Consider the following 12,784-nt stretch of genomic DNA (forward strand, 5'->3'; position numbering starts at 1 on the left):
TGATAACAAACGCCATCCTTTTGCTGGCCCCTCGCTGTCCCGTATCGGACAGCTCATCACCGCCCTTTTGGCGATGATCGCCATTACCGTCCAGCCAGTTGCTGCTCAGTCCATTCTCCGCGACGCAGAGACCGAAGCCCTGTTCAGCGATATGGTCTCGCCCCTGGTCGCCGTTTCTGAGCTGGATGCCAAGGATGTAGAAGTCATCCTGATCAACAGCAGCCAGATCAACGCCTTTGTTGCTGGCGGCCAACGTATGTTTTTCTACTCGGGAACCATCGAAGCCGCCGAGAGCGCCGTCGAGATTCAGGGTATCATGGCCCATGAACTTGGCCATATTACCGGCGGCCATATCATCCGGTTCGACGAAGGGATCAAAACCGCCACCGGCATTACCATTCTCAGCCTGATCCTGGGCGCTGCGGCCATTGCTGCGGGCGCCGGTGATGCGGGCGCAGGCATATTGGCGGCCGGTCAACAAGCCGCCACCGGCAAATTCCTGGCCTTTAGCCGGGTCCAAGAGCGTGCGGCTGATAGCGCTGGCGCCCGCTATCTTTCGGGCGCGGGCATAACGGGTCGCGGCTCGATTGATTTTTTCAAAAAGCTGCAAAATTACGAATTCCGCCTCGGTATTCCGCAAGAAGATAGCTACGGTCGTACCCACCCGCTGTCAGGCGAACGTGTCAGTTTGCTCCGCGATGTCTATCAAGCGGATCCGGCTTGGGACACCCCTCCTAATCCAGACATTGAGGCGCGGTTTCAACGGGTAAAGGCAAAGCTACTCGGCTTTACCAACGAACCCACCACGACGCTGCGCAAATTCCCGGAAAGCGACCAGTCCATTCCCGCGCGCTACGCCCGGGCTTATGCCTGGCACAAGAGCGCCTATCCCGATCGCGCGCTGATGGAGGTGAACAGCCTTCTGAAGGACCATCCGAACGACGCCTATTTCCTGGAATTGCATGGGCAGATATTGCTGGAGTCCGGAAATCCACAGGAAGCAATCGCCTCCCTTCGGAAAGCGGTCCGCCTAACCAATAATCAGCCGCTGATCGCCAGTCTATTTGGGCATGCCTTGATCGCGACCGAGGATGAAACGCATTTTGCAGAAGCTGAACGTGTCTTGAAGGCCGCTGTAGTCAAAGATAACCGCAATCCATTTGCGTGGTATCAGCTCGGCGTTGTATATTCTCAACAAGGCGATACGGCACGGGCACAGCTGGCCACAGCGGAAAGCGCACTGTTGCAACGCAATTATGGCAGCGCGATCCGTAGCTCCCAAATCGCGATGGCGGGTATCAAGGAAAATACGCCAGAATGGATCCGCGCACAGGACATCTCTTTAATCGCGAAAAACGAATTTGAGCAGTCGGACAGGCGTCGGCGCTGAGGCCCGGCCCAATCGATTTCGTATCCCATCTGTAACAATTGTGGACAATCGGACGAAGCTTCTACAAGGAGGCTTAACTCCTTAGTTTGGGTCCTTAGGGAATAGTGAAACGTGGAAAATAACAGAAAGTGGATGATTATGGCAGGTGGCGTTTTGGCCATAGCAGGGGCAGCGACTGTCTGGTTTATGCAAACCGGTGGCGCGTCGGCAAGTGAAGAGGCCACGCAGGCTGCGCTCGCAGCTGGCATTGACAGCAAGGAACAGGCCGCGATCGAAGCCATTGTCCGCGACTATATTCTGAAAAATCCGGAAATCATTCCCGAAGCGGTTGAGATTTTGCAGACACGGCAAAAGACCGCAGCCATTGAGGAAATCCGCAAAGACATAGAAGCGCCCTTTGCTGGCACTGCCTTTGCCGGCAACCCTAATGGCGACATCATTGTGGTTGAATATTCCGACTTTGCTTGTCCCTATTGCAAGCAGACTACGGCCGATATCGGAAGGGTTCTGAAAGAAGACAAGAATATCAAGGTTGTGTTCCGCGAACTTCCCATCCTGAGCGAAGCAAGCAACGATGCCGCCCTAATGGCTCTGGCAGCAGCGAAGCAGGGCAAATATTTCGCCTTTCACAAAACCATGTTTGCAACCGGACGCCCAACGCCATCCACCATCGAAAGTGCCGCCAAAGAAGTCGGCATCGACATGGCCGCTGCGCGCAAATTCATGGCTACACCCGAAGCGCAAGAAGAGGTGCAGCGGAATATTGAAGTCGCTCGCCAATTGCAATTTACAGGCACGCCAGCCTTTGTTGTCGGCAACCAGACAGCTGTTGGCGCGGTTGGCTATGATGGCCTGAAAGAAATGATCGCCAAGGCACGTGGTTCGAAATAGGTTCTTGTAAGGACCCTCCTTCGCGCTCACCCTGAGCTTATCGAAGGGTGCTATCGTAACCGTTGTGCCATTCACCCTTCGACAAGCTCAGGGTGAGCGCCAATGGATAGTGGCTCAATGCGCAAACGCCTTTCCTACAGGCTTGCCATCATGGTAAAAACCATGTGGCTCTTTCTCAGGTTTGAATATCCATCCCATCTCCGTGTCCGCGCACATGGGCCATGTGAATTGTGTGAACTTTGAACGCATCAGAAGGGAAAAAATTCCCAAAAGGGCTTTGTGCACTTTGTGAACTTCGTCGTACAATTCGCTCAAACCTTGAAACGGGAAGCTGTGTGATTTGTGTGAACTTTGGAAAATGTGCGGGTAAAAACAAATGCCCATAAGGACATTGTGAAGATTGTGAACTTCGCAGCAATTCAGGCGTTTTCCGGCCGCCCCTTAAACCCCTGTGCCACCACATACCATTCGGATGACCCCTTACGGCTAGCAGGCGGTTTGGCATGTTTCACGGTCTTGAAATGCTGCTTTAGCAAGGCCAGCAATTCATTATCGGTGCCGCCAGCCAATACCTTGGCTACAAATGCTCCGCCTTCCTGCAGATTTTCAACTGCAAAATAAGCTCCGGCTTCCACTAGACCCATGGTTCGCAAGTGGTCGGTCTGCTGATGACCCACAGTGTTGGCGGCCATATCGGACAAGACCAGATCCGGCGCACTGCCAAGCGCATCAATCAGCTTGTCCGGTGCGCTATCGTCCATGAAATCCATTTCGAAAATCGTGACGCCTTCAATGGCATCCACAGGCAGCAAGTCGATGCCGACAATCTTCGCTTGCGGAACAAATTTTCGGATGACCTGCGCCCAACCGCCCGGTGCAATTCCCAGATCGACCACAGCTTCGGCCTTGCGGACAAATTTAAACCGTTCGTCTAATTCCAATATTTTATAGGCCGCACGAGAACGATAACCATCGGCCTTGGCTTTCTTGACATAGGGATCGTTTAGCTGCCGTTCCAACCATCGTGTCGAACCGATCTTGCGACCTTTTGCCGTCTTTACACGCTGTTTGTTGCCGGAGCGCCCTCTGCTCACGATCGCCGCCTTTGTTCGTTTGAAGACATAAGCGAGCGCAATATTCCTTCTCTAATACCGCGGTCCGCCACGCCCACGCGGCTTGCCGGCCATATATCGAGGATTGAATCCAATATGGCGCAGCCGCCGACGACAAGATCTGCACGCTCTTTGCCGATGCACGGTATAGCTGCCCGTTCCTCAGGAGAGCATGCCGCCAGCATCGCGCTGATATCACGCATGGACTCAGTCGGAACGATCAGGCCATCGATTACTTTGCGGTCATAATGCGGTAATTTGAGATGCAGGCTCGCTAACGTCGTTACTGTGCCGCTCGTACCCAATAGCCGGAAATCGCTATTGTCTGATATCGGCAAGCGGCTCGCAAATTCGGCGAAACTCTCCGCCACGCGGTCGCGCATATTCTGGAAAGCCTGTCCCCGAGCAGACGGACTATCAACGTCAAATTTTTCGCTTTCGGTCAAGGACACCACTCCCCAGGGTGCGCTTAGCCAGTCGATTATCTCAGGCGCACTGCCAGACGTATCGACAAGCACAAGCTCCGTCGATCCGCCGCCAATATCAAATATCAATGCTGGTCCATCGCCCGGTTCCAATAGGATCTGACAACCCAAGACAGCCAGCCGTGCTTCTTCTTCAGCAGTAATAATATCCAGTGCGATACCGGTTTCCTGCCGAACCCGATTGATGAATTTCTCGCCATTACTGGCACGGCGACAAGCCTCTGTGGCAACCGAACGGGCCAGTGTCACATTGCGGCGTTTCAGCTTGTCTGCGCAAATCGATAGAGCCGCGACCGCGCGGTCCATCGCACGATTGCTGATCCGGCCCGTTTCCACCAAACCTTCGCCCAAGCGCACAACGCGCGAGAAAGCATCGGTCACGATGAAACCGTCAGAAGAGGGCTTCGCAACCAATAGTCGGCAGTTATTCGTGCCTAAATCAATAGCTGCATAGGACCGCAACTTTGGCCAGCGGGCACCGTTTCTATGGGAAGGAGACGCATTTTGAGTCCCATTCTTATGTGTCGCCGCATGTTTCGGGCGGGCCGTCCTTGCCGATTTTCCGCCGTCTTGTCGTTGCGGCGATGGGGATGCTTCATCCACCATAACCGTTACTCTTATATTCTCCGGATCGGGTAATACCGCCGGTACTTGGGCATAGCGATAACCGTAGCCCGGCCGATGTGCAAGAGTTTAGCGATAAACCTCTAGGGGAACCGCCTTTGGAAAACTCTTGACCGCCCCCTACCCTCAGCCTATTGCGCCCCCCGGCACTCCCCTGTCGTATAATGGTAATACCACGGACTCTGACTCCGTTAATTGAGGTTCGAATCCTCACGGGGGATCCAGATTTTGGGGGACCAAGGTGGGGAATGACAGACGGGGTCTGGCTACGTGACGCAGATGCACGAGCCAGGTGATCAAAATGCTACAAACGGCGACGCCAAACCCAAGGACGCCGAGACGACCATTAGCTTTTCGCTGGGTCTTGCCGACTTTCTTGCGACCAATGATATTTCTATCGGCTTCACCTCCTATCAGACCGGGCGGCTCTATCTGGTTGGCCGCGGACCTGATGGCAAATTGGCCGTCCATGAAGCGCTCTATCCTCAGGCCATGGGCGTTACTGCCAATGAAAGCCGCATATATCTCGGTAGTCTGACCCAAATCGTACGTCTTGAAAACGTCTTACCAATCGGACAGCTAGCCAATGACGTGCATGACAAAGTCTATGTTCCGCGCAACATGCAAACCACGGGTAATGTCGACATTCACGAATTGGGCATTCGCGAAGACGGCCAGATCATATTCGTCAATACGCTGCATAATTGCCTGAGCATTCCCAGTATTACGCACAGTTTCAAACCAATCTGGAAACCGGACTTCATTTCTGACCTGGCGACAGAAGACCGCTGTCATCTCAATGGTTTAGCCATGGTTGATGGGCAACCTAAATATGTCAGTGCCGTGTCTCAATCGAACACGAAAGACGGCTGGCGCGACAGACGGTATGATGGCGGCGTGATTATTGATGTCGAAACCAATGAGATATTGGCAGACGGCTTGTCTATGCCGCACAGTCCGCGCTTTCATGTCGGACGTGTGTGGCTGCTAAATTCTGGTACTGGGGAACTGGGGTGGCTCCATCCGACTGACCATGCGTTCACGCCCGTTGCATTTTGTCCGGGATTTTTGCGGGGTCTGGAATTCCATAACGATCATGCCTTTGTCACTCTTTCAAAACCGCGCCATGGTCATTTTGAAGGACTGGCACTGGACCAGAAACTTGAGCAGGCCGGCACCGCAGCCTGGTGCGGCATCCAGATAGTGTCTCTCTCCACCGGTGAGGTTGCCCAATGGGTGCGCTTCGATGGCCCGATCACGGAGCTATTCGATATCTGCATCTTGCCAGGCGTGATAAACCCGATCACCTTGGGTCCGCAATCCGAAGAAATCAGGGATTTTATTACGGTGGAACAGCCGGATTGGTAGTCTGGCTTCTCTGCGATTCACGTCTTTTTCAACAATTTGTGATCTTTTACGCGCATGGCAACGCCACTAGATCATATAATCTCTTCCTTTTCGGACCTTCAGCTTGGCGATTTCTGGGCGGTTATTGCTATTGGCATTCCCGTAGTCATAGTCACAATTCTGCGGTGGCGAAAACCAAAGAGCATGACATGGTCGCGCGAAGATGGTTTGATAAACAGCTTAAAATACCGAACCAAAGATGCGACACCCGAAGAGATCGAAAAAATTTGCGCCAAGATGCAGATTAGTCGCGGCGAGTTTGAGGAACTTATCAACCGCAAGTTTTAGTCTGGCCTTCCGGACTATTCCTCGCTGCAGGAACAGCAACTTGCCCACTCGCATTTTCTGTTTTCGGTTGCCTGCATGTGACGTCAATAATTTATCGTCCACCCTTCAGAAACCAGCCAAATGACCGTTCTTATGATCAGGACCAACAATTTGGACGAGAAAATGCCGCAATCGCTCAGCACAGACGATTATCAAACCTCACCGTCTGGCAACAGGCGAACTGTAAGAGAAATAGTTGAAGCCGAGATCTTTATCAGGCAATCGAATTCCCAGCTCTTTCGGGCAACGCTCTCAGATTTATCCGTCGCGGGCTTCAGGATGACAAGTTACACTCACCTTGATCGCAAGAAACCAGTTTTTATCCGGCTGCCTGGAATCCAGACCCTCAGTGCCGATATCAAATGGGTTGACCATGAGGAATATGGCTGTGAATTTGCCAATGAACTACATCCCGCTGTGCTAGAGCATCTGGTAGTACGGCTACGTGAATTCGGGTGAACTGAGAACCAAGTAGATTTCAAATAGCGGCTGTTATTCCGGTTCACCCGTCTTGTCATATTTCATCTCGAGATAACGACCACGGATTGACAAATTATCAATATCACCTTTGGCAATTTGCTGAGTAACACCCGAAATTTCTTTCTCGATCAACGAAAGGCCACTGATCAACTGTTCGTCCGGCGATTTTCCAGTATCGTTGCTTTTCTTGCGCATTGGTTCAGGAATTGCGCGATAGCCCGAGATGAGCTCAGGCAAATGTTCGCCCATCAGCTTGCGCACTTCATAGGCAGCCGGTTCAGCCTCATCGAGTTTCTGCAGTTGCGGCGACAACATATCGAGCTGTGTACCGATATCATTGATGATCTTGACCGCAGGCCTAGGTAATGCGGGACGCTGCGCTTCCAGCCAGATTTCTGTCTTTCCAGCCAGCGTTTTAAGGTCAGATTGTACGAGAGTAGACGGTGTCGGGATTTTCATTTTCGGAAATTTCATCGCCGCCCAGATGCCCCCTGCAATCAAGCCAGCCGAAATCATCACGCCCCAGAAACCGATGCCGTTTAATATCCCGCCGACCACACTGGCACCGACCAGCACTCCTGCCGTGATCAGGGCAGCCCGTCCCAGTTTTTTACGGAAGTAACCGCGTTTGAGACCCTTGGATCGCTCGCCGATGGATTCTGCAAATTTATAGCTGCGATAATAGTTCGCAGCATTGTCATAAATCTGCTGATTGCTCTCGCTCATGCGTCTTATTCCTCAAGCGCGCTTAGCGGGTTTTCGGATGGCGCCTCCAGTGCGGCTTTATCCTGTCCTTCGGCCCTTGCGATATAGCCTTTGGATTTCTCAATCTCACCGGACAGCGAAGTGACGGTGGTTTTCATATTTTCCAGCGCCTTGATCTTGAACGTATCGATATTGTCCATCGTATCATATACATTCTGGAACGCGCGTTGCAGCGTTTCGAGCGGAATTGTGGCCGAGGCCGCTTGCTCGTGAATAGCAGCAGTCTGGTTTTTCAACATATCGCCCGTGCTGTCGATAATGCCCGCTGTCGTTGTGTTAAGCGCCGTCACCTGATCCAGCACCAGTTTCTGATTGGTCAGCGCCTGAGCCACCGTCACGCCGGTACGCAGCGCGCTGACGGTGGTCGTGCTAGCGCGGTCGACACCTTTGACGAGTTCGACATTGTTTTTCTTGACGAGATCCAGCGCCAGATAGCCCTGAACCGTCACCGCCATTTGAGTCAGCAAATCCTGCGTCCGCTGGCGCACATAGAAAAGCGCGCTTTCACGAATGGCCTTGGCTTTAGCGGGGTCGGTCGCATCCAACTCCGCAGCTTTGTCTTCCAGACGTTGGTCCATGACCTTGGACACATGGATCATCTGCTCCAACCGGCCCATTGCCGCCCAGAGATTTTTGCGCTCCACATCAATGGCCGCGTTGTCCATCAGCAATTCATCTTTGCCGCCCTGTAACCGGGTCAATATCGACGAAATATGCCCCTGCGCGCTTTTATACCCATCGAAATAGTTGCGTAGCTTGGAACCGAAAGGAATGATCCCGAACAATTTGCGCGGTGCCAGCAAATTCCCGCGTTTACCTGGATCAAGGTCCTCCACTGTCCGGCGAAGCTCAGTCAGATCAGCACCAATGCCGGATTCTTCGTCCATTGTTCGAATGGGGCGGTCCAGAAAGCGGTTGGATTGGCCCGCCGCGTCGGAGATTTCCTTGCGGCCCATGTTGGTGATCTGATCGACTTTCTTACCAAATTCCGGGCTATTCTCATCCTGCGCCACCAGATCATCGATAAAGCTATCGACCTTCTCTTCCAGCTTTGACTTAACTTCATCGCCAACCGGTACCAGCCCAGCAGCTTTTGTCGGAGAAACAGCAACGACCGGATCAGGCGGTGTCAGGGTCAGGTCTTCGGTTGCAGTAATCGTCTCGGTCGCCATTGGCTCAATCTCCATCTCGCTGTCTATCGTGCAGCACTCCTCTCATAAATGGATGCAAATGTAGCACTTTTCAAGCGTTTCCCTACTGTATTATAAAAATAATACAGTTAATGCAAGAATACGCCTGATGCGGCTAGTGTTTCCAGTAGTTTAGCTATTATCCTTTGAGCGCCAACTCGACATCGAGCGCTATCCTCTCGACAATCACATCAATGCCTTGCGCATTTGGGTGAATACCGTCCGGCAATATCAAGTCGGACCGGCCAACTACGCCATCCATGAAAAATGGATATAGCTTCACGTCATATTTTCTCGCCAGCGCTGGATAGATTACATTAAACTGATCACTAAACTCCTTGCCCAAATTGGGCGGCGCTAACATTCCGGTTAGCATCACGGGAATATCCCGATCAGACAACTTTTGAACCATGGCTTCCATATTCGCCCTGGTATCCGATGGCTTCAGACCGCGCAGCAAATCGTTGCCGCCGAGCCCCAACAGGACAAGGTCCGGTTTTTTGGTTAAGCTATCCAAAACAAAATCCATCCGCCGCAGGCCGGCTGCCGTCGTATCGCCAGAAACGCCAGCATTATGGACCCTCACATCCTGCCCGGCATCATTAAGCGCCTTTTGCAGCTCTGGTGCAAAGCCTTCGTTAGGGGCCAATCCATAGCCGGCATAAAGACTGTCACCAAATGCCAGTATAAGCGTTTTGGCCTCTGCAACTGCTTCGTCCGCATTGTCACTAGCGGTTTGCTCTCCCACAATCGGAGCGGAATTTTCTTCCGCCGCTGGGCCACAAGCAATCAGAAGTTGAAGAATTGCAAAGCAAAACCCATATGTCATAAACCTGTTCAACATTGGATAACCCCTCCCACCATGTTACAAAAAACCGCCGCAGCCAGCGACGCCACAAATTCCAAACCCCATATTGCCATTGAAGCCCACAATGTCACCCTCTCTTTGGGAGAAGGTGACGCAAGGGTCGATATTTTGGGAGGGATCGACCTGTCGATCGATTCCGGCACCACCGTTGCCTTGCTGGGTCCGTCCGGCTCGGGAAAATCATCGTTAATGGCGATATTATCGGGATTGGAGCGCGCGACTGGCGGCACCGTCAATATTGCAGGCGCCGATTTTGGCGCGATGAATGAAGATCAACTCGCGATCGCGCGGCGCGGACGGGTCGGCATTGTTCTACAAGCATTCCACTTGCTGCCGACCATGTCAGCGCTAGAAAATGTCGCGGTGCCTTTGGAGCTTGATGGTCAAGCCGATCCCTTTGCGATAGCGGCGAAAGAGCTGGAAGCGGTAGGTCTCGGTGACCGGCTGTGCCACTATCCCACCCAATTATCCGGCGGCGAGCAACAGCGTGTTGCCATTGCCCGGGCCATGGCCTCTCGGCCTTCCATCATTTTTGCCGATGAACCCACCGGCAATCTGGATGGTGCAACTGGCGAGATCATTATTGAGCTTTTGTTCGAGCGTCAGAAAGCCAGTAACGCCACGCTGCTGATGATTACGCATGATCCGGAACTGGCCAAACGCTGTGACCGGATCATCGAACTGCGCGATGGTATGATCGAGAAAGATAGTGCCCAAAAGCTTGCAGAATCATGAGCGCTAACCTCTCCAAAGCCTGGACCATCGCCCGACGTGATCTGCGCGGACGCTTTGTCGGCCTGCGTCTACTGATCGTCTGTCTGTTTTTGGGTGTCGCGACGTTGGCTGCGATTGGCAGTTTAACCAGCGCGATCACCGATGAACTGGCTAATCGCGGACAGTCTATATTGGGCGGCGATTTGGAAATATCGGTCGCGCAACGCGAAGCGACGCCAGCGGAATTGGACGCTCTGAAAGCGACCGGCGAACTGTCCGAGACTTTGCGTATGCAGGCCATGGCACGCTTGCCAGATGGCAGCGACACGCAATTGGTTGAGTTGAAAGGCGTCGATGCTCCCTATCCGCTCTATGGAGATTTCACTTTGGAAGATGGCACAAATGCGCCGCCACTCGGACCCAGAGATATTTACGTCACGCCCGCTCTGATCCAGCGACTATCACTGGATGTTGGCGACAGCATCGCATTTGGCGAAGCGACATTCACCGTGAGCGGCGTGATTGGTGATGAGCCAGATCGGCTGAGCGAAGGTCTCTCTCTCGGGCCGGTTGCCATCACATCATTAGAGGGCTTGCGCGCCACCAACCTGATTCAACCCGGCAGCCTTTTTCAAAGCAAGTATCGGCTAAAATTACCTGCGACTGCCAATCCCGCTGAGCTGGGCGATGAACTGGAAAAGCAATATAAAAACGCCGCCTGGGAAGTGAAAACCCGCGACAATGGCGCACCAAGCACACGGCGTTTCATCGAACGAATGGGTCAGTTTCTGACTCTCGTTGGCCTCGCATCATTGGTCATCGCTGGCATCGGTGTCGGCAATGGTGTCGCTTCCTATTTGCGCGGAAAGCAGGGAGCAATCGCAACGCTCAAGATATTAGGTGCCGACAGTGCGATGGTCTTTCGCATCTATATGTTTCAAATTTTAGCCGTGGCCTTGGTTGCGATAGTCGCTGGATTGCTTGTTGGCGCCATTGCGCCCCTCGCCATCATTCAAGTCGCCGGTGACGTTTTACCGATCAAACCGGAATTTGCGCTCTATCCGTTGCCCCTCATCGTCAGCGCGGCCTATGGCATATTAATCGCAATCATCTTTGCGCTCCCCCCACTTTCGCGGGCCAAATTGATCCCAGCAGCCGGACTATTTCGGGGTGAAAGTCGGTCCTGGCGGGAAATTGACAAGCCGACATGGATCGCTGTCACCCTGGCTGTCGCTGCGATTGTTGCGCTGGCCGTTGGGACCGGACGGGAACCGATATTCTCGCTCGCATTTATCGGAGCAGCACTCGGTATATTGTTGCTACTCAGCCTGCTCGGCATCTTGATCCGCTGGCTGGCCAGCAAAGCCCCTCGCCCAAAGCAACCCTTGCTCCGCCTGGCATTGACCAATCTTCACCGGCCTGGCGCACAGACTGGGCAGCTGGTTGTAGCTTTGGGATTGGGCCTGACGCTCTTTGCTACACTTGCTGCGATCCAGACCAGCTTGACCAACGAAATCCGGTTTAGCGTTCCCCAACAGGCGCCTAATTTCTTTGTTCTTGATATCCCTGTGGAACGCGCCGACGAATTTAAAGATCAGGTCACTGCCGACGCGCCCGAAGCTGAGATCAACATCGTTCCCACCCTGCGCGGCATTATCACCGAATATGGCGGGCAAGTGGTTTCTGAACTCGACGAAATTCCCGAAGGCGCCTGGGTGCTGCGCGGAGACCGCGGCCTGACCTATAGCGGAGAACTTCCAGAAGGCAGTGAAATCGCTGCCGGAGAATGGTGGCCAGTCGATTATGATGGGCCGCCCCTGGTGTCAGTTGACGAGGAACAGGCAACCGCGCTGGGGCTGAAGGTTGGTGATAGCCTGACCGTCAGCTTGTTGGGTGTAGAGATTAAATCTACGATTGCTTCGCTACGCAGGATTAACTGGCAAAATTTCGGTTTTAACTATGTACTGGTTTTCCCGCCTAATGTGCTGGCAAACACCCCGCACAATGTCGCTGCCACCATCCAGCTAGATGAAGCAAAGGAAGACGGTTTGCTGGGATCATTGCCACGCGAGTTCCCGTCCATATCCATGGTAAAGGTCAAGGAAATCGCATCGCAAATCGGTACCATATTGGACCAGATGGCGACCGCCATTGCCTCTGCCGCTTCCATAGCAATATTCTCTGGCATAGCCGTGCTGATCGGTGCCATTGCCGCATCCCGCCAGTCGCGGGTCTATGACAGTGTGATCCTGAAGCTGCTCGGTGCGACCCGGTCGCAGATATTGTCGGCGCAAGCGATTGAATATACCGTATTGGCCTTGTTGTTATCTGCCGTCGCACTAGGGCTTGGCCTGCTCGCTGGCTGGTTCGTTATCACACAGATATTCGAATTTACCTGGCAGCCGGATTGGATGGTGGTAAGCATCACTCTAGCTGTAGGTGCGATCATGACTTTGGGTATTGGGCTTTTGGGATCGATACCCGTTCTATCGGCCAAACCAGCGCGGGCGCTGCGCGAGCTGTAGGGTTTC

At 53.3% G+C, this 12,784-nt stretch carries 11 protein-coding genes and 1 tRNA gene; 7 read left to right on the forward strand and 5 right to left on the reverse strand.

What is annotated here, in order from left to right; translation table 11 throughout:
* Window positions 1-73 precede the first annotated feature (73 nt).
* Entirely contained in the window at window positions 74-1,390 is a 1,317-nt protein-coding gene (locus ABJM21_RS10165) for a M48 family metalloprotease (RefSeq protein ID WP_348301683.1), read from the forward strand.
* A gap of 111 nt (window positions 1,391-1,501) precedes the next feature.
* The gene (locus ABJM21_RS10170; protein WP_348301257.1) at window positions 1,502-2,281 is read left to right on the forward strand and encodes a DsbA family protein; all 780 of its coding nucleotides are present in this window, start codon (window positions 1,502-1,504) and stop codon (window positions 2,279-2,281) included.
* A gap of 419 nt (window positions 2,282-2,700) precedes the next feature.
* Here ABJM21_RS10170 and ABJM21_RS10175 read toward each other — a convergent pair whose 3' ends face one another.
* Both ABJM21_RS10175 and ABJM21_RS10180 read right to left on the reverse strand, forming a co-directional pair.
* Window positions 2,701-3,375, reverse strand: coding sequence for an RlmE family RNA methyltransferase (locus tag ABJM21_RS10175; RefSeq protein WP_348301256.1), 675 nt, complete (start codon window positions 3,373-3,375; stop codon window positions 2,701-2,703).
* On the reverse strand, window positions 3,372-4,484 hold the full coding sequence (locus tag ABJM21_RS10180; protein WP_348301255.1) for a Ppx/GppA phosphatase family protein: 1,113 nt from the start codon (window positions 4,482-4,484) through the stop codon (window positions 3,372-3,374). Before ABJM21_RS10180 ends, ABJM21_RS10175 begins: the two co-directional genes overlap by 4 nt.
* Window positions 4,485-4,652: 168 nt before the next feature.
* Between ABJM21_RS10180 and ABJM21_RS10185 the strand changes: the two genes are divergently transcribed.
* From ABJM21_RS10185 to ABJM21_RS10195, 3 genes are all read left to right on the forward strand, one after another.
* A tRNA-Gln gene (locus ABJM21_RS10185) sits at window positions 4,653-4,726 on the forward strand.
* 55 nt (window positions 4,727-4,781) lie between these two features.
* Window positions 4,782-5,870, forward strand: a complete 1,089-nt coding sequence (locus tag ABJM21_RS10190) for a TIGR03032 family protein (RefSeq protein ID WP_348301682.1) — start codon at window positions 4,782-4,784, stop codon at window positions 5,868-5,870.
* 477 nt (window positions 5,871-6,347) lie between these two features.
* The gene (locus ABJM21_RS10195; RefSeq protein WP_348301254.1) at window positions 6,348-6,695 is read left to right on the forward strand and encodes a PilZ domain-containing protein; all 348 of its coding nucleotides are present in this window, start codon (window positions 6,348-6,350) and stop codon (window positions 6,693-6,695) included.
* 33 nt (window positions 6,696-6,728) lie between these two features.
* On the opposite strand, the gene ABJM21_RS10200 is transcribed toward ABJM21_RS10195, so the two are convergent.
* The 3 genes from ABJM21_RS10200 to ABJM21_RS10210 all read right to left on the reverse strand — a co-directional run bounded on the left by ABJM21_RS10200 (window position 6,729) and on the right by ABJM21_RS10210 (window position 9,515).
* A complete protein-coding gene (locus ABJM21_RS10200) occupies window positions 6,729-7,442 on the reverse strand; it encodes a hypothetical protein (RefSeq protein WP_348301253.1) in 714 nt (237 codons plus the stop codon).
* A 5-nt stretch (window positions 7,443-7,447) separates the two neighbouring features.
* Window positions 7,448-8,653 carry a toxic anion resistance protein gene (locus ABJM21_RS10205; protein ID WP_348301252.1) on the reverse strand — a complete coding sequence of 402 codons (1,206 nt, stop codon included), beginning with the start codon at window positions 8,651-8,653 and terminating at the stop codon, window positions 7,448-7,450.
* Window positions 8,654-8,810: 157 nt separating this feature from the next.
* Window positions 8,811-9,515: an arylesterase gene (locus ABJM21_RS10210; protein ID WP_348301251.1), complete on the reverse strand. Its 705-nt coding sequence runs from the start codon at window positions 9,513-9,515 to the stop codon at window positions 8,811-8,813.
* An 18-nt stretch (window positions 9,516-9,533) separates the two neighbouring features.
* Here ABJM21_RS10210 and ABJM21_RS10215 point away from each other — a divergent pair, with 18 nt between their 5' ends.
* The gene (locus ABJM21_RS10215) at window positions 9,534-10,274 is read left to right on the forward strand and encodes an ATP-binding cassette domain-containing protein (RefSeq protein WP_348301250.1); all 741 of its coding nucleotides are present in this window, start codon (window positions 9,534-9,536) and stop codon (window positions 10,272-10,274) included.
* Entirely contained in the window at window positions 10,271-12,778 is a 2,508-nt protein-coding gene (locus tag ABJM21_RS10220; protein ID WP_348301249.1) for an FtsX-like permease family protein, read from the forward strand. Before ABJM21_RS10215 ends, ABJM21_RS10220 begins: the two co-directional genes overlap by 4 nt.
* Window positions 12,779-12,784: the final 6 nt, after the last annotated feature.

The organism is Parasphingorhabdus sp. (assembly GCF_039977335.1).
In the GTDB taxonomy this organism is placed as follows: domain Bacteria; phylum Pseudomonadota; class Alphaproteobacteria; order Sphingomonadales; family Sphingomonadaceae; genus Parasphingorhabdus.

Bases quoted from the DNA above. Each gene is read 5' to 3' on its own strand.
- ABJM21_RS10165 (WP_348301683.1), top strand. From the start codon at position 74: ATGATCGCCATTACCGTCCAGCCAGTTGCTGCTCAGTCCATTCTCCGC.
- ABJM21_RS10180 (WP_348301255.1), bottom strand. From the start codon at position 4,484: ATGGTGGATGAAGCATCCCCATCGCCGCAACGACAAGACGGCGGAAAA.
- ABJM21_RS10190 (WP_348301682.1), top strand. From the start codon at position 4,782: ATGCACGAGCCAGGTGATCAAAATGCTACAAACGGCGACGCCAAACCC.
- ABJM21_RS10200 (WP_348301253.1), bottom strand. From the start codon at position 7,442: ATGAGCGAGAGCAATCAGCAGATTTATGACAATGCTGCGAACTATTAT.
- ABJM21_RS10205 (WP_348301252.1), bottom strand. From the start codon at position 8,653: ATGGCGACCGAGACGATTACTGCAACCGAAGACCTGACCCTGACACCG.
- ABJM21_RS10210 (WP_348301251.1), bottom strand. From the start codon at position 9,515: ATGTTGAACAGGTTTATGACATATGGGTTTTGCTTTGCAATTCTTCAA.
- ABJM21_RS10215 (WP_348301250.1), top strand. From the start codon at position 9,534: ATGTTACAAAAAACCGCCGCAGCCAGCGACGCCACAAATTCCAAACCC.
- ABJM21_RS10220 (WP_348301249.1), top strand. From the start codon at position 10,271: ATGAGCGCTAACCTCTCCAAAGCCTGGACCATCGCCCGACGTGATCTG.